The sequence below is a fragment of the Bradyrhizobium jicamae genome (genome assembly GCF_018130695.1).
Taxonomy (GTDB): Bacteria; Pseudomonadota; Alphaproteobacteria; order Rhizobiales; family Xanthobacteraceae; genus Bradyrhizobium; species Bradyrhizobium jicamae_B.
Genome location: NZ_JAFCJX010000008.1, coordinates 258,259 through 283,695, shown reverse-complemented (window position 1 = coordinate 283,695; position 25,437 = coordinate 258,259). Strand labels below are relative to the sequence as shown.

Here is a 25,437-nt window from a genome sequence, read left to right as displayed (position 1 = left end):
CAGCCACTTGGCCGCGAGCGTGCAGCGCAAGATCGCTTCAGCAAATCATACTTAGGTTTGTGGCACGCGGAATTGAGCAGCCCTGCCCAACCGCCGTCATGCTGCAGTTGCGGCCATCCCGCAACGGCCTACGGCATCCCGCGTCGCATTCCGAGGGTTTCGGCCATCCTCACCAGGTCCGCCAACGACTTCGCCGCCATTTTCCGCATGATATGCCCGCGATGTATCTTGACGGTAATTTCTGCGATGCCGATTTCACCCGCGACCTGCTTGTTCATGAGTCCCGCGGTCACGAGGGTCATCACTTCCCGCTCGCGCTGAGTCAGGGTTTCGAAACGACCCTGCAAGTCGGAAAGGCTTTTTGCCTCGTTACGACGTTGACGGTCGCGCTCGATCGCCATCGCCACCGCATCGAGCATGTCCTGGTCACGGAATGGCTTGGACAGAAAGTCGATCGCTCCGGCCTTCATCGCCCTGACGGTCATCGGAATATCGCCATGCCCGGTCATGAAAATGATCGGAATGCGAATCCCTGCCTTGGCCAAATCGGCCTGAAAGTCGAGGCCGCTGACCCGAGGCAGCCTGATATCGAGAATCAGGCAGCTGGGCACATCCGGCAGGCGGTGCTGCAGGAATTCGGCAGCGGAGGGAAAGACCTCCACCCTCAAGCCAACCGAACGGAAGAGATTCTTGAGCGCGTCGCGCATCGATTCATCGTCATCAATCACGAAGACAATGGATTCATCGGTGCCCATCATGTCGCGTGGCGAGGTTGAGCGCATCGTCACGGCCGATCATTCTCGCGATGCTGCGGTAAGGTGAACTGAAACGTGGCGCCTGGTCCAGCGTTGTTCGATGCCGACAATTGTCCTCCGTGAGCGTCGATGATCGACCGGCAAATCGACAATCCCATGCCCATGCCGCCGGATTTGGTCGTGAAAAAGGCCTCGAACAGCCGGCCGGCATCGCCAGCGGCGAGCCCGATGCCGCAGTCCCGCACGGCCAGCTGAATTTGATCCCGGTCGTTCTGCTGCGTTCGGATCACCAGTTCGCGCGGGCGGTCGGTCAGCGACTGCATCGCTTCGATGCCGTTGATCACCAGATTGAGGATCACCTGCTGCAGCTCGACGCGATCGGCCAGAACCAGGGGCATGGCCGGGGCGAGCTCCAGCCGCAGCGACACCCGCCGACTGACCAGCTCGTGCTGCACCAGCACAACAACTTCACGCACAACGTCATTGAGCGACAGCGGCACCTTCTGCGTGGCCGCCTTGTTGACGAGGGCACGCACGCGCTTGATCACTTCACCGGCACGCTTCCCGTCGCTGACGATCAATTTCATCGCGTCGCGCGCTTCGGTCAGGTTTGGAACGTCGCGGTCGAGCCAGCGCAGACAGGCCTCCGCGTTGGTGACGACCGCGGCGAGCGGCTGATTGACCTCATGCGCGATCGATGCGGTCAATTCGCCCAGGGCGGTCACGCGCGCGACGCGTGCGAGCTCAGCCTGCGCTTCGTGGAGTTCCTCCTCGGCGCGTCGACGCTCCGTGACGTCAGTAACTGCACCGACAAAGGTGAGGTCGGCCGCTTCTCCTACGGCGCGTGCGGCGGCATGGACGAATTTCACGGATCCGTCCGGCAACAGCAATCGGTATCCGTGGTTGAAATCCTGTCCGTCGCTGGAGGCGCGGTCGATGGTCTGTTGCGCGAGCGCCCGATCATCGGGGTGAATCCGTGCGACGACCATGTCGATGTTGACCGAAGGGGCCTTCTCGTATCCGAAGATACTGAAAGTTTCGTCCGACCAAATGATCTCGCCGGTCGCGGTGCGCCAGCCGAAACTTCCAGTATGGCTCAACCGCTGCGCTTCAGCCAAGAACTTCTCGCTTCGTTGCAGAGCATCTTCTGTCTGCTTGCGCTGGGTAATATCTTCGCATGCGACCAGGAGGATCAGCTCGTTGTCCAGCCGCCGTACGGCTTTCGCGTTTTCACGAACCCAAAGCAATGAACCATCCTTGCGGACCTTGCGGACTTCCCAGTTGTGCCTGCGGCCGACATCGTTGAGGCAGGTGGCAACATTGTCCAGGACAAAGACCCGATCCTCCTCAGGAAACACCTGCAGCACGGATTGTCCCAGCAGCTCGTCGACCGAATAGCCGAGTTGCGCGGCACCGAAGGTGTTGACCGACAGCACGGTGCCGACGGCATCAACCATGAAATACATGACCGGGTTGTGTTCGAACACTTCCCGCCATTGCGCCTCGCTTGCGGCCAGCGCTTCGACCGCGCGCTTGCGATCATCGATGTCGGTGTTGGATCCGTACCATTTGACGATGGCGCCGGCCGGGTCGCGCAGCGGCTCCGCGCGAGCGAGGAACCAGCGGTATTCACCGCCGGCACTGCGCCCGCGAAGTTCGACTTCGTACGGTTTGCCGGCCGCGATGGCAGCATACCAATGTTCAGCGGCCGCGGCGCGGTCTTCCGGATGGACGGCGGAGATCCAGCCTCGGCCCGCCGCCTCGCCCTCCGCCAGACCGGTAAATTCAAGCCAGCGCCGACTATGGAAGTCGCGCGAGCCATCGGGGGCGGCACTCCAGACGAGCGCGGGGATTGCGTCCACGGCGAGCCGCAGTTCGCTTTCGGCCTTTTCAGCCCGTGCCCGACCTTGTAGCGCGGCTGCCAACTGGCTGCGGGTCCTTCCAAAGGCCCGCGTCAGGGCTGCAAACGAGAAAAGCAGGACAACAGCGAGCGTCGAGGCAAGGACGATCGATAGGGAACCGGGCACGAGCCAGATGCAAGCTGCCGCCAGTAACACCAGCAGCATGCTCCCGAGCAGCCATTGCTCTGCTGGATGCCAGGATTTCACCATTTGACTACGCATCACCAGCAGCACCAAACATTCGGCCATTTGGGCCTGCGCTGCGCCACAGGTGAGCCTCATCGTCACCCGTGACAATGTCCCTTCTTCGATAGCCTCATACTAACAGTTTTTCGAAGCGTCGAGATATAGCGCAATGAGCGCACATGATGACGGCTGGTCCCGGCAGGGTCGAGAGTCGCCCCGACAAACCGGACCATCCGGACTACGCTATTGGAGTTATTGCAGCGCGGCAGGCGCTCCGCGCAGGCGAACGCACCGGCGGGGCTTCGGAATTGACGGCCCTCCCTACGATCGTACGGGAGCGGCCACTTGCCGCAGCAACGCAGCTCTCAACTCCGACGAATTCGGGAAGGGTCGTTTTCCGAGGGGCCGTGTGTGCCGTCGTCCTGCGCAATCGCGATGGCCGCCAATACTGTCCGGTTGCTGATTTCAAGCTTCTGGAAGATGTGATGAAGATGCACTTTGATGGTGCCATCGGTGATATTCAGCCGCCGTCCAATTTCCTTGTTCGACAGCCCCTCCGATACCAGGCGCATGATCTGGCGCTCGCGGTCCGTCAGCACAGCCAGCGCATTTTCGGTGATCGTCCCCGGCTCGCGGGCCACGACCTGTTCGGAGGATGGCAACGGCGACAACCGCCGGCCGGCCGCAACTTCGCGCAACGATCTCACCAGCACTTCCTGCGTCGCATCCTTCGAGATGATGCTGTAGCCGTCGGCAGCGGCCGGCATGACCACTTCCTGGTCCTCATCGGATCCGACGAACAGCACCAGCCGCGTGGAAAGATTCTCGGCACTGATGAGCGAAAGCATTGCCGGCCCGGTCACGCCAGGCATCGTGCTGTCGAGGATCGCGATGTCCGGTGCCAGAGTTCGAACGGCCTCGATAAAACTCGGACCATCACTGCAAGCCGCAACAACTTCGAAATCAAAATTTGGCGAGAGCATCTTGGTCAAACCCTGCAGTACCACAGGATGCCGATCCGCACTCACGACTCTAATAAAATGCATTGGGCAGTCCTTGGCCTGTCCCAAAAGGTAAACCCCGCACGCCCCTTTTTAGTTCATTTGTCTAGTCCACACCCTAGCTCATGAGTATCAGTGCAATAGCTCAAGAGTATCAGCGCAATTCCGGCAGTTGACGAGAACGTAAAACTCCGGGGATCGGTTCCGCAACTGCGTCCGTTTGAAGCGCTTTGACCACTTCAATCAAAAAGAAATGCAACGCCTGGTCGGCATCATGCTGTTAACTCGCCCAGAGAATGTCGAGCGAGACGCGTTTACTATTACGATCGACATGCTTCTCGTCAACGGAGGGTCTATACCCAATGGTATATAGGGATATAGCCCATTCGAATCTACAATTAGATAAATTTTCAGAATTGCGGGCCCTCAAAATCTGCCATCGGATTGCGTGAAAGGAGAACCTACCCGAACCGATTAGCCAAAAATTTTTGAATAAAGACGTCACCGCCGGAGGGGACTAACGGCCAATACTAAAAAGCGGAATTTAACCGCGCCCCCTGTAGTTTTTTTGCGTAGGCTGGGAGAGTAACAATGTCGAGGCGTCAATTTTTTTCTGCCGTTTTCGTTGGAAAGAGTGTTCTAGTCCGAGAAGGAATTGCCAGAATATTAAGCGCTGCAAATTTTCGCATCTTGGCTTCCGTATCATGCGCTGACGACCTTTCGCCGAGCAGACTTCAGCAGGACCCGATGCTGATTCTCCTCGTCTATACCGGCGATGATTTCGAAGGGATCGTCGAACAGATCGAGGTCTTGCGGGAGCGGCATCCGAAAGCACGTCTTGCTGTCGTGGCCGATCATTACCGCCCCCAAGAAATGGTCGCGGCACTTCGGGCCGGCGCCAATGGTTACTTCATTGATGTCATGAAGTGCGATGTCTTCGTCAAATCGATCGAACTGATCATGATGGGCGAAACCATCTTCCCGCCGGCCTTCATGGCGTCTGTTGTTGACCCCGAAATCGGCCGGCTCGACAGGGCAGTGCCGCACGACGTGGACAATGCGGCGATCCTCCTGACGCCGCAGGACAAAACGACGCAGCTGTTATCCCCCCGCGAAAAATCGATCATGAAATGCCTCATCGCGGGCGATTCCAACAAGTCCATCGCGCGCAAGATCGATATCGCGGAGGCGACCGTAAAGGTTCATGTCAAAGCGATCCTCCGCAAGATCCGGGTGCAAAACCGGACTCAGGCGGCGATCTGGGGCATGAACAACGGCTCGCTGGTTCGGCCGGCAAATGATACCTCCGAGATCATCAACGAACGACCGCCACAAGCGCTCCAAATGGTCTCCGGCCTCAAGCAGATCGAGGGACCAGGGCGGCTGGACGTGTTGAGTCATCAGGCAAATCACGTCGAGCCGCCGATCGGCCGCCTGATACGCAAGAGCGTCAGCCGGATTCCCTGACGGAAGGGGCAGCTCGGTAAACAGGGGCCAGGCGACAGAAATGTCGCCTCCCCCTCTTGCGTCCGTGCGGGACGGGATGAGTTGCCGCGCAGTCGAGAACCCGACCGGGCGCGCGCAAAACGGAAAGCTCCAGATGATCTTGTTGACGGGAGGCGCTGGCTACGTCGGGTCTCATGTCTGTGTTGCGCTACTAGATGCCGGGCTCGACGTCGTTGCAGTCGATAATCTCTCCAACAGCAACAAGGCCTCTCTCGAACGGGTGCAAGCCATCTGCGGGCGATCGCTGGTGTTTCGGCAGGCCGACATCTGCGATGAGGAGGCGATCTATCAGATCCTGCGCGCTTACGAGGTGACCGCGGTCATTCACCTCGCCGGGTTCAAGGCAGTCGGCGAGTCCACCGCTCAGCCCATGAGCTATTACGAAAATAACGTCGTTGGAACGATGCGGCTCGTGTCTGCCATGACGAGAGCAAGCGTGAAGACCCTCGTCTTCAGCTCGTCCGCGACCGTTTACGGCAGGCCCACGTACCTGCCGCTGGACGAGAAGCATCCCGTCGGACCGACAAATCCGTACGGCCGCACGAAGCATTTCATCGAAGAGATCCTCATGGATCTGCACGGCTCCGACGACGAATGGCGGATTGGCATCCTGCGCTACTTCAATCCGGTTGGCGCGCACGAAAGCGGGCTGATCGGAGAAGACCCCCTGGGCGTTCCGAACAACCTGTTGCCATTTGTGGCGCAGGTGGCGATCGGAAAGCGCGACAAGCTCCACATTTGGGGAGGCGACTATGATACCCCGGATGGCACCGGAGTTCGCGACTTCATTCATGTCGTCGATCTTGCATCCGGACATCTGAGCGCCCTGAGCCACCTGAAGCAGCCCGGCGTGCTGACCGTAAATCTCGGAACGGGAACCGGCTGCAGTGTCCTGGAAGTGGTCCGGACCTTCGAGGCCGCAAGTGGCAGGCCGATTCCGTATGTGATCAGCGAACGCAGAATCGGTGATGTCGCAACCTGTTTTGCCGATCCGAGTTGCGCGGAGAGACTATGGGGCTGGAAATCCAGCCGATCATTGACGCAAATGTGTACCGACCATTGGCGCTGGCAGATGAACAACCCGAATGGCTATCGTGGCACATAGGTTTTGACGTTTCGAGGGCGGTTTGCAGCCCGAAAATCGAAGTCATGCATGCAGGGCATCGCTGGCCGGCAGGTCTACCTCGGCGGCGAGAGCCGGCTTGCGGATGATAAAGATGATGTCGTTGTAGTCGGACCTCAGACGTCCGAGGGACAGGACCTGAAGCGCCTTCTTGTAGGCTTCCACCAGCTTCTGCTTGGGGCTGTTGTTGCTCAGACCGTGGCTGCTGGGCATACCGTATTCGGCGGCCAGGATCAGCCCGTTCTCTCCGCAGAACGCCCGAATGCCTTCGCGCGACACCACTCGGTCGTAGATGACCTTGTAGGGGCCGTAGCCGGGCTTGCCGGCGTTCTTCCATCCGAGCACCAGGCGATAGAAGAGCACATGAAACCAGTGTGGCGTCATCCTGGAGGTGAAGCCGTACACCGAATAGGGGTCGGGGATCATGATGATGATCAGGCCTCCCGGCTTCGCCCATCTGGTGAAGTTCTTCAGGACCTGCTGTGCCCCCGGCACGTGCTCCAGGACGAAGGAGTTGAAGATGACGTCGAAGGTCCGCTGACCAAAGTCGGCCGTGCGCAAATCCCCGACGATGCCTTCGTGGAGGTCTTTCGTTTTGTCGAGCCGGATGCGAAGAGCCTCGGGGTCGAGGTCGATGCCGGTCAGCACATAGCCGCCGTCGCCGATGTCGAGGTCCCACTTCTGGCCGCAACCGGCTTCGAGGATCTCAAGAACCCTGCCAGACTTCTTGATCGAGCGGATCTCTCGGGACATCACCTCCATCGCGTGATCCCAACCGTTCGTCAGCGGAATCCGGGCTCGTGCTTTCATCGACTTGCCTCCCTTGGCGCAGCCCAACGTCGGGTCCGGCCGGCCTCTGTTGTGCAGACGTCGATGATGCATCGAAGGGAAAGCAGGACTTCCATCGACGTTATGTTCCGGGTTGCGGCGGATTCCGTCACCTGCTTCCCACGCGCAACGAATTGTTTCCGGCCGCGTCGGCCCCTGATGGGATATTTGAATTGCTCAGCCTGCGGGCAGGCGCGTCAGGGCGGTCCTGGTATTGCAAGCTGACATCGACGGCGTCGCCCGGCTGCAATTCGGAATCTTCGCTTGCGACAATCCGCTCCGGCCCCTTGTCGCCCTTTCTCACGATGGCAATCTCCGGCTTGTTGCCGGACCCACGCGTGAGTTGAGATCGAACCATCGCGGTGTACTGGAGCTTCTCGCCGACGCTCTGCAGCTTTTCGCGAATCTGGTTGAGCTTCACGCTGGTATCCTGCAACTCACGGAGCAGGTCGAGCTTCCGCTGGTCGTCGAGCTTTGCCAGCCTTCTGGCGAAATCGTCCTGCTGCTTCTTGACCTGCAGCAATTGCGCGGACGTCTGCAGCTTCCGGGTTGATGACAGCAACACGGCGCGACGCGCATCCGTCACGCGAGGACTGGTCAAGGCCCCCTTGCCGTAGAGATCAGTCGCCTTCTGCAGTTCGTCGAGGTCCGATTGAAATCCCTCTTCTTCCTTCTTCTGCTGCTCCGAGAGCACGCGGATCTCGTCGTCACCCTGTCGAACGCCGCGCTGAAGGAACATCTTCTCCTGCTGGTAATCGTTCTGCTTCGTCTTCAAATATTCCGTTTCTGCGTGGACAATTTCCGAGATGGCCGATCGAACGACGGGCACGTCCGCCATACTGCCTGGATTGAGCTGCGCGCCCTCTCCGAGCTCGGTCTTGATACGCCACATGCGCGCCTGTTCCTTGGCGAACTCGGTCCAGAGCGACCCGTATTCGCTTCTCAAGTCGGCAGACTCGAGATACGGGTTGTTCATTCTGATACGCATGATGTCGTAGCCGCCCGCCATAGCGACAAGTTGGCGCACCGTGCCGGCCGGACGATAGGGGTATTCACCCGGCTTCGACACGTCCCCATTGACGTAAACCGGCCTGTATTCCGCAACGGTCGCCGTGACCTCATCCGGGTCGATCACGATCACGGCCTCGCGGCCGTCCGCGGTCCTCTGTCGAAAGATCTTGCTCTTCAGTGCTGCGCCGATTTTGGCTCGAATCTCCGGCAGGGCGAGGCCCGATGCCGGAAGCGTTCCAACCAGCGGCAATGAAATGTTGCCATCCATCTGGACGGGAGCACGCTGCCGCAACTCAGGCACGCCTGCCACCGCGACCTCCAGGACATCTCCGACGTTTACTCGGTAGTCGGCTTTTGCTTGAGCGGAAATTGCCAGGCTCGCAGCCACAAGGCTGCATTTGATCCAGCGATCGCAGCTGCCGCCAAACAGATCGACACGGATCCAATTGCGCGACGTGGAGTTCGGCATGGCGACAACTCTCTGTACGGATGCGGTTGTCCAATAATTTCATTCAACTCTGTCCGCGGAAGGCAGAGCGGCACCGCTACCGTCGGAGCCTCCTCGGATCGTTGGACAATTTAGGCCCGCGTGGCCCCGGCTCAATCCTCCATCGTAGTTACTCCACCCTACCCATTCATTGCCAATTCCAGCCGGTGACTCGAATGCTACTGTTCAGCCGGGAAGCGAGATGGCCGGGAGTGATCGGTGAGTTATGCGTCCTATTCCAACTCGGCGGCTTCGACCAAGCTTCCGGCGCATTCGATCGCGGGCAGCACGACAATTCCAGCCGGCTCTGGCAAGAGCCGAATGGCCGCCCTGTTGGCTTTGGCAGCAAGCGCTGAATTTTTGCTCGTCGTCGTTGCGGCTTATTCCGCGGCCGTCCTCTATCATCGGCTGATCGGGCTGGGCTCGCCGGACCCGCCGGAGGCCGCCAAGTACGCGCAGGAATCCCTGCTGATCTCCACATTCCAGCTGCTCGTTTCCATAGGGCTCCGGCAATACTCACGGATCCAGACGCAGCCGCGCCACGTGTTCCTGTGGAGCGGCGCCAGCAGCGTCTTCTTCGTATTCTCCTTCTTCATTTCAATGATGTTCGTTCTGAGAATCTCGGACGGCTACTCGCGCGCTATCGTCATAGCTCAGGCTGTGAGCGTTCTCCTTACCGTATTCTGCACACGGGCAGTTCTGTTCTCGTTTCTACAGCACGCAATCGCGTCAGGGTTGATCGACGCAAGGCGCGTCATCCTGGTAGGAGATCCCCGTCACTGCTCGCATTTTTCCGCCCAGGCAATTGCCACCGGAATTCGGACGATCCGTTCGTTCGAGCTTCCGAGGTCTAGCGCCGGCTCTCCAGACTCGCCGCCTCCCGACGCCGTCCAAGCGCTCCCTCACGCCGGCCAGCTGGTCGCGGATTGCCGTCCCCTACGAGCGGATGACATCGTTATTCTGATCTCGGAGTCGGACGTCCCCGCCGCCCTCGCGCTTGCCAGCGCCCTGTCGGAGTTGCCGGTCGACGTTCACGTCGTCCCTGTTGGTGCCGTTGAGCTCATGGCCATGTCGCGGATCACGCGGTTCGGCAACATGATGACGATGCGGCTCTTCCAGTCACCGCTCACCCCCTTCAATCGGGCGTTGAAGCGCGCATTCGACGTCGCCGCCGCAATCGTCGGACTCATTTTGGTCAGCCCCCTCTTCATCATCGTTCCGATCGCAATCAAGCTCGATTCCCGTGGCCCGGTGCTGTTTCACCAGAAGCGGCACGGCTTCAACAACGAGCCCATTCGCGTGCTGAAATTCAGATCGATGACGGTGATGGAAGACGGCGACAATTTCAAACCTGTCACCAGACACGACCCACGGGTGACCCGCCTGGGACGCTTCATGCGCCAGACCAACATCGACGAGCTTCCGCAGTTGTTCAACGTCCTGGTCGGCGACATGTCGCTCGTCGGACCCCGGCCACATGCGACCTCGCAGAACGATCTGTTCGCCACGCTGATTTCGTCATTCTCCCGTCGCCACAACGTCAAGCCCGGCATTACCGGCTGGGCCCAGGTCAACGGCTACCGAGGCGAAACCGACACCCTCGAGAAGATGCAGCATCGTGTAGAGCATGATCTCTACTACATCGACAACTGGTCGCTGCTTCTCGATCTCAAGATCTTGGTCCTGACCCTCTTTTCCAGGAAGGTTTACTGGAATGCTCATTGACGCCGTTTCGTCCGCCGCATCGAGAACGCCTGCGACAATTTTCGCCACGTGCCGCGCAAGACGGAAGCCGCACGACTTGCCACAGGCGTTTGAGCATCCACTAACAGGCTGGTAGGACCATGTTGCAGAAGACCGATAACTGGAAAAGTCACGACGACAGGCCTCCCGAATTTCATCCAGGGCCGGTGGTGTCGATGGCAGAAGTCCGGGCCGTGGCTGCATTCATACGCCGGAATGTGCCGATCATAGCGCTGACAAGTTTCGCGGCGCTCGTCGTTGCCATACTTTACCTGCTCGTCGCGGTGCCGACCTACACCGCCAAGGCGCTCCTGATCGTAAACTCCAAGGGGAACCTTGTGGACGCTACGGCGGTGTCAACCGTCGTGGAGAGCCAGATCGAAATCATGAAGTCCGAGAGCATCGCCAGCGCCGTGATCGAAAAGCTCGGCCTTGCTCAAGACCCGGAATTTGCAACCAGTCTAGGCGGCGGCATGATCTCCCGGCTGCTCGGCTGGAGTAAACCGGAGACGGAAGCCAACGCCGCGCGCTACGCCGTGGAACGGTTCGAACGCAAGCTTTCGGCCAAGCGTGTCGGCCGTACGTATCTTGTCGAGCTTACGTTCGATGACAGAGATCCCGATCGGGCGGCGCAAATCCTGAACGACGTTGCAGAGAAATACATTACCCATCAAGTGGACAAGGCCGGCCTGCAAGACGACAAGTGGGTCAAGGATCGGCTGAACGAATTGAGCACTCAGGCATTTGCTGCCCAAAAGGCATTGGACGACTACAGCAAGAATCGCAACGATTCAGCGGATTCCGCTGCCACTATGGATAGATTGGTAGCCGCTGCGGAGTCATCAAAGAACGCCTACAATAATTTTCGCCACGTGCTGCGAAAGATAGAAGCGACGCAACAACAATCCTCGCCGGTGTTTGAGGCCAGTATCCTCACCGGGGCGGCGCCCCCTTTGAGGGCAAGTGCGCCAAGACCTAGAAACGTGCTTGGAATAGCACTCGTTGGAGGGCTACTGCTTGGCGTCGCTATCGCAATACTGCGCGATTTCGTTCGCGGTATGCGCGCGAAGGAGCTGGAGCATCGTCAAAGCACAGAGGAGGCAAGGATCGATCGACCGCTTCCCGACGCGATTCGACCGGCTCATCAATCCGAAGCATCGGCACGGGCAACGTCAGTACGTCTCACGGGCGCGGGCTGAGCACGAAGGCGTACAGGCACTTCAGGGGGACGGGATAGGCGCCTCCGCCCGTTCGACAATCAATGAGTCCTCGCGATGCGCATCCTGGTCATAACGCATAAACGGCTCGCCAACCTCGGCAACGGCCACGATCTTCGCGTGTGGCACCTTTGCCGTGAATTGGCGAAGCGGCATGAGCTGTACCTTTTGATGCTCAATCTCAGTTCGCTCGATAGCTCCAGCGACGGCCTGGTCGGCATGGCCGATGTCTTTAAAAAGGTAAGCGACGCACCGACCCTTCCGACAACCAGGCCCTCGCTCAAACGGCACTACCGTCGAAATGATTCAAACTATTATTCACTTGCCTACCCGCATCACTTTTCAAGCGTCACCAAAGCCATAGCCGACATCTGCAAGCAGCACGACATCAGCCATATGATTGTCTCTGGCCTTTTTCTTGCGGAATTCGTCAGGCCGTTCTCGAGCAACAAGAAGATACTCTTCGATCTCATGGACAGTGAATTTCTGACCCTGACCAGAGAGATGCAACTTTTCCCCGCTTGGCCCTTGCAGCTGAAGGCGCGCCTGAAAGCGCATTTGATGCGCGCACGCCTTGCCAAGGCGGAAGCGCGTTTGCCTCATTGGTTCGACCACGTGACGACAATCAATGATGCGGATTCCCGTGCCGTTTGCAGATTGTCCGGTGCAAGTACAAACGTCAGCACGATACCGAACGGAGTCTCGACTGACCTTGCGGAGACATTCGACGCAAATGGTCACGTCGCCAAACGCAAGGGTGTCGCTTTTTGGGGAAATCTTGCCTTTAAGCCGAACAGCGATGCCGTTCGGTTCTTCTACGAGAACGTCTATCGACCCTATTTGGCACCGGCCGGAATTGAGTGGTGCGTGGTGGGCAAGGACGCGGAACGTTGGCTCGTCGAGGCGGCGAAGCGAGACCATGGCATTCGTCTCACGGGGTTCGTTGACGATATCTGCTCGGTACTCGCTGAATACCCCGTCATGGTGAACCCAATGCGCATTGGCAGTGGATTGAAGAACAAAGTGCTCGAGGCGTTTGCCATGGGGCTGGCTGTGGTTTCAACCGGACTGGGCATTGAAGCCATTGGCATAGCACGTGAAGGCATCGACTACATGCAAGCTGATGAACCCGAGAAGATGGCGCTCGCGATCAAATTGCTCATCGAGGATGAACACTTTCGTCTGTCCATGATCGAGAGTGCCCGAGGAGTCGTGTTGGAGCACTACACGTGGAGCAAGGTTGCCGGCGATCTGGATACGCTCTTGTGCTCGTTATGAGCGACGCGCGAGGCGGCCGTGACCGGGGATACCTACCGACGTTGAGCCCGACGGCGAGCTGCAAGGCGCCTGGAACGGAGAACTGCTGATGCGTACCGTTTTCGATATCGGCATGTACGACGGAGCGGACAGCGCGTACTACCTGCAGTCCGGATATCGGGTCGTCGCGGTCGAGGCCAATCCTGAACTGGCGCAACGCGCCAACGAGAAGTTCGCCGCCGAGATCGCCTCGGGACAAATGATATGCGTCAACGCCGCGATCTCGACCAGTCGCGATCCCGTTGACCTGGTGCTGAGCGGCGCCGACCCGGGCTCGAGTTCCGTGTTCGGCGATCGCGTGGCGCACAAGCTCCCGATCGGTTCAATCACAGTGCCTGGCATGACGATGCAGGACCTGCTCTCCCGCTACGGTGCGCCGTTCTATGTCAAGGTCGATATCGAAGGGGCTGATCGGATATGCGTGCTCTCCTTCAATGCGGAGAACCGCCCGGAATACCTGTCGTTCGAAGTCGGGGACGACGTCGAAGAACTGATCGAGCACGCGCGAAAGATCGGCTTCGGGAAATTCAAGATCGTCAGTCAGACGTCGTTCCGCGAGCTCGCCAACCAGGACTGTCTTTACGACCGCATCACTCGACGCTTCGTGCGCGAGCTCGGCTATGCCGACTGCCGCCAGATCAGGCGAGCGGGGCGTTTCTTCATCTCCGGACATAGTTCCGGACCCGGCCCCTGGGAGAGTGACGGCAATTGGTGCTCTGCGGATCACAGCCTGTCACAGTGGCGCCGGGCGAAGGCGACTGGTACCTTGTCCGGGTGGTACGACATACACGCGACGCTTTCGTAGCGACGTGACAACCGCTGGGCAGCCGCGCAGATGCGCGGCAGTGCGCCGCGTGACGGCATAGATCAGCTGCGTCGCGCCTTCGGACCGGTACGCGCCCCCCGGACAAAGGAGTACTTACAATTGGGTAGCCACTCAGCCACCGGCGATTTTGATCGCGCGCCTTTTATTCCCACGTGTTTTGCTTACACTTGCTCAACTCTCGGCCTCGGCGATGGTTACAACGAACACGTGAGTTTCGGGCTTTGTCTGCTGCCCGAAAGGCACCGTCGGCTTTGAGCTTCATCGCGGCCGAGCCTTGCGACCGACGTTGCTGCCAACTTCGTTTTCGTCGGAGCCGTTGCCGCTAGCGTACAGGTCGCCGATTCCATGGCATCAATATCCCGTCAAGGCATTGTTCTCTCCGCTGCTCGTTATATCGAACAAGTCATCCTGCTGTTGACGCCCGTCGTTCTGGTACGAACGATCGACGCCGGAGCTTTCGGCGAATACCGGCTGTTCTGGCTACTTGTAAATACCGTGGCCTTGTTGTTCGCATTCGAGCTGCCCCGCAGTTTGCTTTTCTTCTTTGTCCGCCTGGATTCGGAGGGCCGCCGGCTTTATGTCGGACAGACGACGCTGTTCTTGCTTGCCATAACGATAGTTGCGTCGGGTCTGATCTTCCTCTGCGCTGACGCCCTGCCCTCGGCCATGAGAGACCTGTTGCGGCAGCATGGGCTTTTGATTGCGATCTTCCTGCTTGCCTCGAATCTGGGCTTGTTGCTCGACGTGTTACCCAACGCCGCAGGACAGATTCGATGGCAGGCACAAGCTATCGTGGCCACATCGGTGCTCAGGGCCGCGCTCATCATTTCCGCGGCAGTCATCTTTCGGCGACTTGAAGAGGTGCTGGTTGCCGCGACACTTGCTGCCTGCATCCGCCTCGGACTTCTGACTTATTTCATTGCACGCTATTGCGGCATTCGACTGTTCCCGCTGGACAAGCAGCAATTCCGCATACAGCTTCGTTATGCCCTTCCATTTGGTATGGCTGGCTTGCTATGGAACATGCGGAAGCAAGCCGAGCAATGGATCGTGGCCACCACCTTTTCATCGGGCGTGTTCGGCATATTCTCAATTGCAACCACGCTTCTTCTGCCCTTTGAAGTTCTGAGAGGCGTACTGGCGAATTTGCTTTTGCCCAAGATGAGTCATCTCCATTCGATCGGCCGCCACGACGAGCTGTTGCGACTGAACAATCAGGGCAACGTGATCATCAGCGCGATCATGTTCCCTGCTATTGCGGCACTATTCGCCTTTTCTCATGAAGTCATCCAGTTTCTGTTTACCGAGGAGTACGCGCGCGGCTCGCCGGTGCTGCGCATTTATCTGGTTCAGACGCTGATATCGGCTGAAATCACGACCCTGCTGAGCGTGTTCGGACAAGGGTCGGCCAACATGCGTTATGAAGCCTTGATTTTGCCTTTTGCCGTCATGACCAGCCTGGTCGGTGTTTGGTATTTCGGCTTGCCGGGCGCGGCTGTGGGATCGGTGCTGGCCACCTTCGTCGCGTATGCGCTCTGCCTTAGACGGCTTTCAAAAGTAATGAACGTACCGATCGGAAGAGTGCAGGATTGGAAGAATCTTGGAAAAGTTCTGAGCGCATCCGCGCTGTGCGCAATCGTGGTGCGTCTGTCAGCCGACATGTTGCAACCGTCAACGCTCCTTGCTGCGACGCTGGGGCCTGCTGCCGTCCTGGCGTCTTATGCCACCATCTTGTTTGTGACGGGGTATTATCGAACACTTTCCGAGATGCGAAGAGAAGGAAATGAACTCGCCAATACATCCCGTTCCGTCGAGCAGTCGGCCTCCGGGATCTGGAGTGACCAAGCGCCAACGAATTCTCTTGGCAAGTCTGGGGCTGCGCGCATTTCGAGATTTTGGAGGCCGGCGTGATTTTGAGTGCAAGGAGCTTTTTCAGAGCAGGCAATGCGATTACGCAAAAGCAGGAGGCAGACTTCTTCGCCTCAATTCGACTGCGCAACGGCACCTTCAAGACCACGGACCACCATCGACTCGATGATCTCAATATGCTGGTCATCCGCGAGTGGCAGAAACTGGATCTTAAGCCGCGCGAGATCATGGACGTTGGTGCGTCCTCGGGGATTTCCTCGCTTGAATGGGCGGATGCCCTCGCCTGCGCCGGAATCGATGCGAAAATCGTCGCGACGGACCTGTGCATGCACGCACGCCTCGTGCCCCTCTTGCCGGGATATGAGGTTCTCGTTGACCGTGACGGCAAGGTGATTCAGCACATTCTCGGCAATCGTCCGGTACGATGGTCCCTGGATGGACCGCGCGATTTTTTCGGGGGTACCGGTTTCCTGGTCGCCGCGCTCAATGCGTCTGCGCGCACGCTGTTGCCATTGACCAATGGGAAGCGAAGGGGGACCGACGTGCTGCTGGTGAACCCGGATGCACGCGATAGCGGCCGGCTGAGTTTTGCCGATGACGACATACTGGCGCCCAACCCGGAGCATCTCCGCGGTCGGTTCAACGCAATCCGCGTGGCAAATCTGCTCAATCGTGGCTATTTCGACGAAACGCAATTGCGGCGTGCCGTGGACAATCTCAAGGATCGGCTGATGGGTGCCGGTTCCTACCTGATTGTGAACCGAACGCACGCAGACGGCAGCAATAACGGTACGATCTTCCGGCTAAGCGAGACGAACCAATTTGAGATCGTGGCCAGAATGCGGGACGGGAGCGAGATCGAGGACATCGTATTGTCGTCCGACGCCGCAGGAGCATAGTTGCGAGCGGCAACTTAAAATTGGTCGCGCTCAACGTCTCGCCGGCACAAGTGAGGTACGGCGGGCGGCGGATTCGGCCTCCCTGCCGGTCTGTCCTATCTTGTTCCCTCGCCCGGCGATCCAAAGCTCTCCGGTGGACTTCCCGGTCCAGCGCTTACCTCATTGCGTGACCTGATGACCTCTCCCGTGGTCGAGAATGGGTAGTCCGAAAGGGTCGAACCGCGGCCCAGTCCAAAATACTATGGTGCTGATGCGTGAGTTTGGGTGCCATGCGTCGACGTCCTCTCAGGGAGTTCCGGTGCGAATCCTGTCGATTGAGTTTTCCATTCCTTATCTGTTGAAGGACGATGACCATCCGATCGGCGGCTGGGCGGTCCAGCTTTCAATTTGGCTTCGCGCGCTTGAAAACGCCGGTCATGAAACTGCTCTGCTGACCTGGAAGGGTGCGTTGGCCCATGTCGGTTCGGGCCAGCAAATCAAGCTTATCGAAACCTATGACCCCGCGCGCGGCGTACGGGTCGCGAAGTATTTCTACTCATACATCCCGAAACTGTTGGCAGCCGCCCGCGCCTATCGTCCAGATGTCATGATCCAGGGCGTATGTGGGGTCCAGACCGCCATGATGGCTTTCGTCGCCGGCCAACTGGGGATTCCGTTCGTTCACCGCGTTGTCAACGACAAGGATGCCGACGAACGATGCAAAATCGGACTTCGATCTTATGAATGGCTGGCTTATTCGTGGGCTCGAAATCGCGCGGCCGCACTTCTCTGCCAAAATGAGTATCAACGCGAACAATTGGCCGCGCTTTATCCAGGCAAGCCTATTCACATCGTCCACAATGCGGTTGTCGTAGCAGACGACGCTCCCGTTCCCTTGCCGCGCGCGCAGCGCCGATATGTCGCCTGGCTCGGTGTCTTCCGCTATGGAAAGAACTTGCCGTTGCTTTTTCGGATCGCCCGGGAACATCCGACCGTCACATTTCGCGTGGCCGGGATGCCGGACCGAATTGTCGATCAACCGACCCTTGACGCCGTGAATGGCCTGCGCCAGCTGCCAAACGTGGAAATGGTTGGCTATGTCCGGAGGGCAGACGTTCATCGATTTCTGTCAGAGGCAACGATGCTTCTCTGCACATCGGATTTCGAGGGCTTTTCGAACGTGTTCCTGGAAGCTTTCGTTGCGGGCACGCCTGTCATGACGCGCCGGCAAGTCGATCCGGATTCGATCATCGCGCGGCATAGCCTTGGCGCATCGGCAGAGGATGAGCTCGCACTGTCCAGATCCGTGAAGACATTCTGGGACATGGACGCGAACGAATACGACGCGCTCGCTCGACGATGTCAGATTTATGTCAAGGCCAATCATTCGCCGAAGGTAAAAGCTCGCGAGTTGATTGCCGCTTTGACGCCTCTTGTCGCCCAATCAAAATGCCCGGTTTCGTCGCGGCGACCTGACCAGATGGCCAGCCAATCAAACGACGCTTAGAGTGGATCAAGCAATTTCGACAGGTCGATGAGTGTATCTTTGAGCCATAGCGGGCAAGCGCCCTACGATCTCACGTCGCCGCGTTCAGTCGCGCAAGTTGGTACCTTTTTCTTCCTCCTGTTCATTTTCGTCCTCCCGTTCCAGCGAATGACGGACAATTTGTTCGATATCCAGGGACTTAAACCATTCAACTTGTTATCAGCGGTCGTCCTGGCTCAAGTGGTGCTTTACACTGCGCCCCTGCACGCGACTGACAAAATCGAACGAACATCCATCAGACTTCTTCTCTTGTACTTCGCTACTCTTGCCATCGCCCTTGCCAGATCGATCCCGAACGCGCCGCTTTTGCATAGCCGCTTCCCAGATTCATTTCCGGATTCCTACTTTAGCTTCCTACTGTCGTGCATCGTGCCGTGTTTCTACCTTCTGCCTTTCGTGTTTGTCTTAAAGCGCATGTGCTCTTTTCCGGATCTCGAGAAGATCACGACGGTGATCTGCCTTTCGATACTATTGCTATCAATTACTTTCACTGTTCTCGTCCTGATGAATCCGTCGGCTCTGCACTCAGCCGACCAAGCCGACATGGCCGAGCTTGTTTCCGTAAACCGGAATGAAATGGCTGAGCTCTGCGACACGTACTTTGGCGTCCATTACAATACCATTGGAACCATTTACATTTGTACGATCCCCCTGCTGCTCTATAGGGCTCTTACGCGGGGCGCCTTCTGGATCGTACCGTTCGGTCTGGCGCTCGTGGCAATTCTCCTTCTCCAGTCACGCAGCGCCCTGGTCATTGTAGCCGTCTCGTGTGCCCTATTCCTGGTCCTGCGGCGCAGTTATGTCATCTTGGCTGCCGGTGCTGCGGCGGCCGGCGTCGCATCGCTGCTGTGGACCGTGCCAACCGTTCAAGCTCTTCTTTCGGTCGGGTTTGATGGCGGCACTGACGTCTCGGCCGACGCCTTGTTCACGGGCCGTGTCGATTCTGTCTGGATCCCGCTGTTGAATGAAGCGGCGAGCGATGCAAGCCTGTTCCTGTTTGGCGCTGGTCGCTATGCAACTGGGACCAGCCCGCTTTGGGCTTCAGGGACCTTGATGCCGGTCACCCATGCACATAATGCCATCATCAACTTCTTCCTTGATTGCGGGGCAATCTTGACCGGGGTGCTGCTGGTTCTTCTTGCGGCTGGAACAGTCCTTGCCTTGCGAGTTGGGCGACAGTTGAACAGTGACCTTTACTGGGCCCTGTTCGTGTGCCTCTTTGGTTGCGGAATCAGCATGGCGACTGAGTGCGACATCCTTCCCACCATTGAAAACATGTATGTGTTTCCGATCATCGCGATGATGATCAACCTGGCGCGATTGCATCGATCGGGCACATCTTCCGCCTAAGGCACTTGACGGTCATATCAGCGGCGGCACCGGCAGCGGATTGCTGATGCGCGATGCAAACGGCTGCGAGCCCGATGCGTCTATTTCGATGTTCGCATACCAGACGGCCAACGGCAGCCCATTTGAATTGTTCCCCCGATACAACGCCAGATTCCACCAGAATGGCGCCCTGGCCTGCGTGCCAACCTGCACGCCGCTTCGACTCCAGAGTTGCTTGCCATCGAGCCAAGTCTGCACAAACCCGTTGGGAGAGTTATCCATCCGGAACGTCGTCCTCACGAAATGCCAACGGCCAGTCTCGCAACTGACGTAGGGAGAACTCCAGGTCGTCGGCTTGATATGGACCCAGACACCAAAATTCCCGTCACGGGGATAGAGCGCATGGGTGGGCCCGGAATTGACGCCGTCAGTCTGATCGTGAAGATCGGGAAGATCACAGAAGGTGCAGTCGAAGCTCGAGCCGGGTTCTATGAAGAAGGCAAACGAGATATCGCCGGTCACTTGCCACGGAATCAGGAGCTGAGCAGTATTGAATTGAATCCGATCGATGCTGGGACCATCGAATGGGGCGGCATCGCCTTTATGCACCTCGAAGCGATACAGATTGAGATAGTTTGGATCGGTCACCTTGATCAGACAATAAGGATAGGCCCCGGCACGCCCCTGTAAGGACCCATGAAGTGCATTCGTCGATGTCGTGACCGGATAAACCAGGTTGTTTCCGTTTCCGGTCGGGAGATGTTTGTAGGGCGCGACATTGGTCGGTCCCGTGCTCAAGCCGAGACCGCCGATCTTCGGCCTGACATCCATCGCGGCCAGGAAGCTATAGAGCGCCTTGCTGAGATCGAGCTGCTGCTGCGCTGTCAGCTTCGATCCATAATGTACGAAAGCAACCTGACGCGACGTGAAATGATCATGCCCGCTCTTGAGGAGCTGAACGGTACCGACGCCCGCACTGTGGGTTGCGGCGCCAGTGCCGATCGATGAGCCATCGAGAAAGACCTGAATCTGCGCCGCTGTGTCATTCTGTTGTACCGTCCAATGTCCGACCGTCGAGCCGTAAACGCTGCTGAGGGAAATTCCATCCGACGTATTGAGGCACGCCATGATGTTACTGATGACGGAGCCATTGGCCTTGTGACCGATAGAAAATTTATCGCCACTGCACTGGAACGGACTAATGTCGTCGGATGTGCACTCACTAAGGCAAAAGTGCCCAAATGCAGAATTGCCATCGGAGGCCTTGCCGCTGTTGACCTGGAAGTTGGTCGAGAACCAGCCTGTGGAGCCATCGCCAGCGAGGCATTGGCCGGCACTATAGGAAATGGAACCATGGGCAGTGAGGCGACCCAGGGCCGTGTTGACCCAGTTGTAAGTGCAAGCACTCTGGGATGGTGCGGCGAAGCAATAGAACAGATCGAGCGTCGCCCAGATCCCGGTTTGCTTGAGCGTGGTAATCAGGATATCGACCTGCTGCAGCCAGGCGCTGCTCGGTGCAGGCGAGATGGCAGAAGCGAGCGCATTGGTCTCATCGTTGACGGCGGGCATTGATAGACCGGCGGCCGTCCCCAAAGCGCTCGCCGTTGTCGTCGCCAACAATCCGGTAAGAAGATCGCGACGTCGCATGTGCCGGCCCCTCAAGGGTCTCGCCTGTGCGATGAGAAGGACGCCCAAGACCTTATCACGCAGCGCAAGCGGTAAAATGACGGATCGCGTTTCCAGCTATTGGGAAAGCACGCAGCCTATCGCTCAACAAGATGCTCGGTCGGCGCTCTCACCGCCTCCCGCGCGGAAACATCCGTAAAAAAAATCTCCCTGGTCTTGATTTCGGGAGGTGCACCCAAATTCATCCAACCAGGAGCATAGACTCCAAATTTGAGGTAGGGAGCCAGCAAATTGTCGTAACAGTTCGCACCGCGCTGCTGAAGGACAGCATGACCGTCTTTTTCGACCTCGATAATCCCGTCCCCATCGAGCGACCATCGTGTGCGAAAAGTCCAGGCGGTCCATTTTCCACGTTCAAACGGCTGCGACCATGGCGTGTCACGATGAATGTCTCCCTTTGGGTCGAGCCACGTTGGACCTCGCCCCCAGGCTGTCCGGAGAACCCAGCTATCATTCGCCAAGCTCAATTCCAGCGGGGGCTGCAGCCCCCCCTCGCCTTTCCAACTGTCCGGCACGTTGTGCATCTGCGCTACGATGACCTGATTGCTGTCGGACTGCCAATCCGGCGGCACGAAGATCTTCAATCTATATTCGTAAAGTCGGTGAAACTCCGTCGCCTTCAATCGGAACTCGGAGCGATGATTCCCTTTCACGACGGGATCGTAAAAGCTGATCTTGAATCTTGCGGCGCTTTTGGAATCCCAGTTTGGTGCGTCAACGACTGTTGCCGAGCCGTCGCAGCAAACCTGTTTTGCCAGGCGGCTCCATCGTGAAAAATCGCCAGTTGCAAAATCATCGTGCATGGGGATGGGCCCCATCATGAACATGCTAACAATCAGGAAAGCGGCCTCGGCCGCACCGGCAAGTAGTACGCCAAGGACGACGCATGCGGTCACGAGCTTGACAATCTTGTGCACGGACATGTCTCAACTTCAGGTGGCTCGACAATCCTTCGCATAATTCAAAACGCCCGCTATGTGCGGACTCTTTGGGGCTACCTACATCGGCCCCCTGTTTGGCGTCTCCCAGGGGATGGCGTTGGAGATAGGAGACGGGAACACTCCCGCTCGCAAGGCCTTGCAAGCTATTCGGATATGGCGTTGGCGCCCTCGCCCATCGGCAGCCCGCAATTGCCGGTTTCTAGTACTGTCTGTTCGACCAGTCATCGACCGTTGGCTCGCCTTGACGATATTCCCACTTTCCGTCTTTGCGCTGCCGGCGCCACGTCTGCGTGAGACTGGTCCAACTCCCGTCGATTGTGCGGCGGGGAAGGATGGGTTTGCATTTGTGCCAGATCGCGGGATTGAGGACCGAGGAGCCGCCGCGGACGAGTCTCGTCCACTGAGCCCAGGCCGGAAGGTGTCGAATGCCGATGGCTTCGATCGTCGCGAAGGAAATGGCGGACAGCAGAAAGGTGCCAAACGCGAAGCGGCCAAAGGCCAGCAGTGTTTCGAGATCGATCCCCTTCGGCCAATCCATGCGGTCGAGGAGAAGAGCGTGGATGATGTAGGCCGAATAGCAGACCGTGCCCGCAAAAGCGAAGGGCTGGCAGACCCAACTGTCCCAGATCTTCGCGCGCCGAACGGCCAGGATCAGCGTTACACAGCAGATCGCGAACCCGGTATGGTTTGCCGATGCAAGCACCGACTGCGGCCAGCCGCGCGGGACGGCTTCGAGATACGACCAGGAGTGGCCGACGAGCAGTAGCCCAGCGAGAGCCAGCCAGCCGTAGGCCGGCCTGATGGTGATATCGTTGCGGACCGCTCGCATTGCGGCCATTCCGAACAGGAAATCGTCAAGCCGCCCGATGAAATTGTCCTTGAGGGGATTCAGGAAAGGATTCGCGTAATCAGGGTGCCGTATCATCCAGACGTGGTCGCCGACGATGCGATAGACGAAGCAAAAGACGACCGTCACAATGAGGATGCGGGCAAAGCCGAGCCGCCGCTCGGCGAGCAGAAGTCCCGGCAACGAGATTGAAAAGATGATCTCCACGCCGAGGGACCACAGCACCCAGAGCGCCCAGGATGGTTCCCAATATCTGGGAATGAAGTCGTGAATGCCGGTCAGCAGCAGCGCAAAGCTCGTGGCGAACGTGAGCAGGTCGTACTGCTTGAGATAACCCAGCAGCAGAATCGTCAGGATGTAGAGAGGCCATAAGCGAAGCGCGCGCTGGAAGTAGAACCGCAGCACTTTTCCCCAATCATCGGCGATGTGGGGTCGATAGAACACCATCCCGCTCAGGATGAAGAACAAGCCTACACCGAGATGTCCGTGATTGATTGCTGCCGGAGACGGGAACCGCGACGCCTCGAACGGATAGGCCGCGGCGATCTGCTGGTAGAAGAAATGGTGGAACAACACGCCAAGAATCGCGAAGCCGCGGAAGGCATCGATGTAGGAGCTCCGCTCTGATTGGCCTGCCATGAAAAGTCCCGTTGAAACAACGAGAAACATAAATCCATCAAGCCGGTCCGCGGCGCGACCTTTCGGGTTACCCAATATTCGCTGTCCGCAATCCACGAGAGCTTCCGCAGCGGCAGGAAGTGCAGGCTATGATGCCGGTCGGCCTAGGCAAATCCACGAGCGGCATGCCCGAAAACAAACCTATACGGAAGCTAGTCGTTCGAATTGGGCGACCTGAAACCAGAGCCGCCGCGTCGTTGGCGATGTGGTTGTCATCCGATGCTCCGTCCGGCGCGCGGTGCCATCCCAGGACCCGGAGCGTTGTCAGCGCTCCTCATTTCTGTTCTTTCCAGGCATCAAGACGGAGAGTGACTTCATGCGCGTGATGTTTGTGCTCAACTGTCTTGGAACGGGAGGTGCTGAGCATCATACGTATCAGCTTGCGAATGCGCTGGCGGCCCACGGTGACATCTGCACGATAGTGGGTCTCACCAGCAGCTATTCGACGACGGATCTCGGCGAAAAGTCCATTAGGCCGGCACATCTCCATCCAAGCGCTATCAAGAAGGGTCATCTCAGCCAAAGCGCTGTTGAAATGCTCGATGGCAATCGAATTTACGACGTCGGCACGGCGCTTGGCGTGTCACGAATGATCCGCACCCACGCCCCCGACGTCATCATCGCGGCAGACGAGCGGCCATTGCTGTTCGCGACCGTTTCACGGCGGTTGGCTGGCTCAACTGCCAAACTCGTACTGATCCTGCATAACCCGGACATCATGACCTCGAGGGATCGGCTATTCCATCCCGTTTACCGCTACGCCGTCGCCCGGACGGACGCCATGGTCTACGTCGCCCAGGATCAGCGCAAGCTGTGGGAGGATCGAGGGTATCAACCTCCGACCTCCACCGTCATTCGGAATGGTGTGGACGTGCGTCGTTTCTCAACCCATTCAGTCAGTGAATGGAGAGAGCGGACCCGCTCGATGCTGGGGTTGGGACCGGGCGATTATGTCATCGGCCTGTGTGCCCGTTTTTATCCGCAAAAGAATCATCGTCAGTTGATTGACGCGATCCGAATACTTCGAAGTCGCGGTTATCCGGCCAAGGCCCTGCTTGTAGGAGGCGGCCCTACGCAAGCAGACATCGAGCAGTATGCCAGCGAAAGCGGGGTATCGGAGCACGTTGTCTTTGCCGGCTTTCAGCAGGACGTGCGACCGTACACTAGCGCTTTTGACGTTGGCGTCCTGTGTAGCATCTCCGAAGCGGCGTCTCTTGTCGCATTGGAAATGATGGCGATGGGTCTGCCGGTCGTTCTCAGCAATGTGGGAAATGCTGCCGAAATGGTGCTTCCCGGGGAAACCGGCTATTTATTCCCGCCCGGAGACACGATGTCCTTTGTGAATTCTCTCCAGACGCTGAGCGACCCGCTCAAGCGGGACACCGTTGGACGTGCCGCATCTCAGTTTGTGAACACGAATTTTGCAGCCGGCCCCATGCTCGATCGCTACAGGGACTTCTTGACCGGGCTTCTGGTGGAGAGAAGTCGATGCGAGATCGGACACGGACAAGCGCAGGTCCGTTGAACGAACTCGTCTACGCGACATGCCGAACGTTGCAGGCCTGACGCCGATTTCATTACTTCTTTTCACGCACCCGCTGTTTAAGGCGTCTCTACCGGTCGCCGTCGGACCGATCTCGGCTTCCCGTCGTTCGATCATGGGTAATCCGAATGGGCGCGAGCCACAGGCCGGTCGATGGGACTATGCTTGGCCCTGCTTGTTCGAGGACGTGCGGACTCTCCGGCATTTCGTACCGGCAAT

19 protein-coding genes are annotated in these 25,437 nt (G+C 58.2%); 11 read left to right on the top strand and 8 right to left on the bottom strand.

Annotated elements, in window-relative coordinates; genetic code table 11:
• Nucleotides 1-128: 128 nt before the first annotated feature.
• The 3 genes from JQ604_RS14100 to JQ604_RS14090 all read right to left on the bottom strand — a co-directional run bounded on the left by JQ604_RS14100 (nucleotide 129) and on the right by JQ604_RS14090 (nucleotide 3,888).
• On the bottom strand, nucleotides 129-782 hold the full coding sequence (locus JQ604_RS14100; RefSeq protein ID WP_212358040.1) for a response regulator transcription factor: 654 nt from the start codon (nucleotides 780-782) through the stop codon (nucleotides 129-131).
• A gap of 2 nt (nucleotides 783-784) precedes the next feature.
• Complete coding sequence (locus JQ604_RS14095; protein WP_249158248.1) at nucleotides 785-2,905, bottom strand: PAS domain S-box protein; 2,121 nt, start codon at nucleotides 2,903-2,905, stop codon at nucleotides 785-787.
• A gap of 302 nt (nucleotides 2,906-3,207) precedes the next feature.
• Nucleotides 3,208-3,888, bottom strand: a complete 681-nt coding sequence (locus JQ604_RS14090) for a LuxR C-terminal-related transcriptional regulator (RefSeq protein ID WP_212357995.1) — start codon at nucleotides 3,886-3,888, stop codon at nucleotides 3,208-3,210.
• Between the two features lie 702 nt (nucleotides 3,889-4,590).
• Between JQ604_RS14090 and JQ604_RS14085 the strand changes: the two genes are divergently transcribed.
• Both JQ604_RS14085 and galE read left to right on the top strand, forming a co-directional pair.
• Nucleotides 4,591-5,310 carry a LuxR C-terminal-related transcriptional regulator gene (locus JQ604_RS14085; RefSeq protein ID WP_249158247.1) on the top strand — a complete coding sequence of 240 codons (720 nt, stop codon included), beginning with the start codon at nucleotides 4,591-4,593 and terminating at the stop codon, nucleotides 5,308-5,310.
• A gap of 133 nt (nucleotides 5,311-5,443) precedes the next feature.
• On the top strand, nucleotides 5,444-6,454 hold the full coding sequence (galE, locus tag JQ604_RS14080; protein ID WP_212357993.1) for a UDP-glucose 4-epimerase GalE: 1,011 nt from the start codon (nucleotides 5,444-5,446) through the stop codon (nucleotides 6,452-6,454).
• A gap of 42 nt (nucleotides 6,455-6,496) precedes the next feature.
• Here the strand turns inward: galE and JQ604_RS14075 are convergent, their stop codons facing one another.
• Both JQ604_RS14075 and JQ604_RS14070 read right to left on the bottom strand, forming a co-directional pair.
• Nucleotides 6,497-7,282 (bottom strand): class I SAM-dependent methyltransferase, encoded by a 786-nt coding sequence (locus JQ604_RS14075; protein WP_212357992.1) that lies wholly within the window; start codon nucleotides 7,280-7,282, stop codon nucleotides 6,497-6,499.
• A 127-nt stretch (nucleotides 7,283-7,409) separates the two neighbouring features.
• Nucleotides 7,410-8,780, bottom strand: coding sequence for a polysaccharide biosynthesis/export family protein (locus JQ604_RS14070; RefSeq protein ID WP_212357991.1), 1,371 nt, complete (start codon nucleotides 8,778-8,780; stop codon nucleotides 7,410-7,412).
• Nucleotides 8,781-9,017: 237 nt separating this feature from the next.
• Here JQ604_RS14070 and JQ604_RS14065 point away from each other — a divergent pair, with 237 nt between their 5' ends.
• The 8 genes from JQ604_RS14065 (at nucleotide 9,018) to JQ604_RS14030 (ending at nucleotide 19,544) form a co-directional block, all read left to right on the top strand.
• Nucleotides 9,018-10,523 carry an undecaprenyl-phosphate glucose phosphotransferase gene (locus JQ604_RS14065; RefSeq protein ID WP_212357990.1) on the top strand — a complete coding sequence of 502 codons (1,506 nt, stop codon included), beginning with the start codon at nucleotides 9,018-9,020 and terminating at the stop codon, nucleotides 10,521-10,523.
• 119 nt (nucleotides 10,524-10,642) lie between these two features.
• A complete protein-coding gene (locus tag JQ604_RS14060) occupies nucleotides 10,643-11,740 on the top strand; it encodes a Wzz/FepE/Etk N-terminal domain-containing protein (RefSeq protein ID WP_212357989.1) in 1,098 nt (365 codons plus the stop codon).
• Between the two features lie 75 nt (nucleotides 11,741-11,815).
• Nucleotides 11,816-13,036, top strand: a complete 1,221-nt coding sequence (locus JQ604_RS14055) for a glycosyltransferase (RefSeq protein ID WP_212357988.1) — start codon at nucleotides 11,816-11,818, stop codon at nucleotides 13,034-13,036.
• Nucleotides 13,037-13,124: 88 nt separating this feature from the next.
• Nucleotides 13,125-13,880, top strand: a complete 756-nt coding sequence (locus JQ604_RS14050; RefSeq protein ID WP_212357987.1) for an FkbM family methyltransferase — start codon at nucleotides 13,125-13,127, stop codon at nucleotides 13,878-13,880.
• Between the two features lie 366 nt (nucleotides 13,881-14,246).
• The gene (locus JQ604_RS14045) at nucleotides 14,247-15,812 is read left to right on the top strand and encodes a lipopolysaccharide biosynthesis protein (protein ID WP_212357986.1); all 1,566 of its coding nucleotides are present in this window, start codon (nucleotides 14,247-14,249) and stop codon (nucleotides 15,810-15,812) included.
• Entirely contained in the window at nucleotides 15,809-16,669 is an 861-nt protein-coding gene (locus JQ604_RS14040; protein ID WP_212357985.1) for a hypothetical protein, read from the top strand. The genes JQ604_RS14045 and JQ604_RS14040 overlap by 4 nt, the downstream gene beginning before the upstream one ends.
• 298 nt (nucleotides 16,670-16,967) lie before the next feature.
• Complete coding sequence (locus JQ604_RS14035) at nucleotides 16,968-18,155, top strand: glycosyltransferase family 4 protein (RefSeq protein WP_212357984.1); 1,188 nt, start codon at nucleotides 16,968-16,970, stop codon at nucleotides 18,153-18,155.
• A 27-nt stretch (nucleotides 18,156-18,182) separates the two neighbouring features.
• The gene (locus JQ604_RS14030; RefSeq protein WP_212357983.1) at nucleotides 18,183-19,544 is read left to right on the top strand and encodes an O-antigen ligase family protein; all 1,362 of its coding nucleotides are present in this window, start codon (nucleotides 18,183-18,185) and stop codon (nucleotides 19,542-19,544) included.
• Between the two features lie 12 nt (nucleotides 19,545-19,556).
• Here JQ604_RS14030 and JQ604_RS14025 read toward each other — a convergent pair whose 3' ends face one another.
• The 3 genes from JQ604_RS14025 to JQ604_RS14015 all read right to left on the bottom strand — a co-directional run bounded on the left by JQ604_RS14025 (nucleotide 19,557) and on the right by JQ604_RS14015 (nucleotide 23,636).
• Entirely contained in the window at nucleotides 19,557-21,170 is a 1,614-nt protein-coding gene (locus JQ604_RS14025) for a hypothetical protein (protein WP_212357982.1), read from the bottom strand.
• Between the two features lie 116 nt (nucleotides 21,171-21,286).
• Nucleotides 21,287-22,132 carry a polysaccharide lyase gene (locus tag JQ604_RS14020; RefSeq protein WP_212357981.1) on the bottom strand — a complete coding sequence of 282 codons (846 nt, stop codon included), beginning with the start codon at nucleotides 22,130-22,132 and terminating at the stop codon, nucleotides 21,287-21,289.
• Between the two features lie 217 nt (nucleotides 22,133-22,349).
• Nucleotides 22,350-23,636, bottom strand: coding sequence for an acyltransferase family protein (locus tag JQ604_RS14015; RefSeq protein WP_212357980.1), 1,287 nt, complete (start codon nucleotides 23,634-23,636; stop codon nucleotides 22,350-22,352).
• Between the two features lie 355 nt (nucleotides 23,637-23,991).
• Here JQ604_RS14015 and JQ604_RS14010 point away from each other — a divergent pair, with 355 nt between their 5' ends.
• A complete protein-coding gene (locus JQ604_RS14010) occupies nucleotides 23,992-25,200 on the top strand; it encodes a glycosyltransferase (protein WP_212357979.1) in 1,209 nt (402 codons plus the stop codon).
• Nucleotides 25,201-25,437: the final 237 nt, after the last annotated feature.

What these genes read in the sequence shown, in the direction of transcription:
- JQ604_RS14070 (WP_212357991.1), bottom strand. Translation starts at nt 8,780, where the DNA reads ATGCCGAACTCCACGTCGCGCAATTGGATCCGTGTCGATCTGTTTGGC.
- JQ604_RS14095 (WP_249158248.1), bottom strand. Translation starts at nt 2,905, where the DNA reads ATGGCCGAATGTTTGGTGCTGCTGGTGATGCGTAGTCAAATGGTGAAA.
- JQ604_RS14085 (WP_249158247.1), top strand. Translation starts at nt 4,591, where the DNA reads ATGCTGATTCTCCTCGTCTATACCGGCGATGATTTCGAAGGGATCGTC.
- JQ604_RS14010 (WP_212357979.1), top strand. Translation starts at nt 23,992, where the DNA reads ATGCGCGTGATGTTTGTGCTCAACTGTCTTGGAACGGGAGGTGCTGAG.
- JQ604_RS14030 (WP_212357983.1), top strand. Translation starts at nt 18,183, where the DNA reads ATGAGTGTATCTTTGAGCCATAGCGGGCAAGCGCCCTACGATCTCACG.
- JQ604_RS14055 (WP_212357988.1), top strand. Translation starts at nt 11,816, where the DNA reads ATGCGCATCCTGGTCATAACGCATAAACGGCTCGCCAACCTCGGCAAC.
- JQ604_RS14100 (WP_212358040.1), bottom strand. Translation starts at nt 782, where the DNA reads ATGCGCTCAACCTCGCCACGCGACATGATGGGCACCGATGAATCCATT.
- galE (WP_212357993.1), top strand. Translation starts at nt 5,444, where the DNA reads ATGATCTTGTTGACGGGAGGCGCTGGCTACGTCGGGTCTCATGTCTGT.
- JQ604_RS14025 (WP_212357982.1), bottom strand. Translation starts at nt 21,170, where the DNA reads ATGCGACGTCGCGATCTTCTTACCGGATTGTTGGCGACGACAACGGCG.
- JQ604_RS14020 (WP_212357981.1), bottom strand. Translation starts at nt 22,132, where the DNA reads ATGTCCGTGCACAAGATTGTCAAGCTCGTGACCGCATGCGTCGTCCTT.
- JQ604_RS14045 (WP_212357986.1), top strand. Translation starts at nt 14,247, where the DNA reads ATGGCATCAATATCCCGTCAAGGCATTGTTCTCTCCGCTGCTCGTTAT.
- JQ604_RS14060 (WP_212357989.1), top strand. Translation starts at nt 10,643, where the DNA reads ATGTTGCAGAAGACCGATAACTGGAAAAGTCACGACGACAGGCCTCCC.
- JQ604_RS14015 (WP_212357980.1), bottom strand. Translation starts at nt 23,636, where the DNA reads ATGGCAGGCCAATCAGAGCGGAGCTCCTACATCGATGCCTTCCGCGGC.
- JQ604_RS14090 (WP_212357995.1), bottom strand. Translation starts at nt 3,888, where the DNA reads ATGCATTTTATTAGAGTCGTGAGTGCGGATCGGCATCCTGTGGTACTG.
- JQ604_RS14050 (WP_212357987.1), top strand. Translation starts at nt 13,125, where the DNA reads ATGCGTACCGTTTTCGATATCGGCATGTACGACGGAGCGGACAGCGCG.
- JQ604_RS14075 (WP_212357992.1), bottom strand. Translation starts at nt 7,282, where the DNA reads ATGAAAGCACGAGCCCGGATTCCGCTGACGAACGGTTGGGATCACGCG.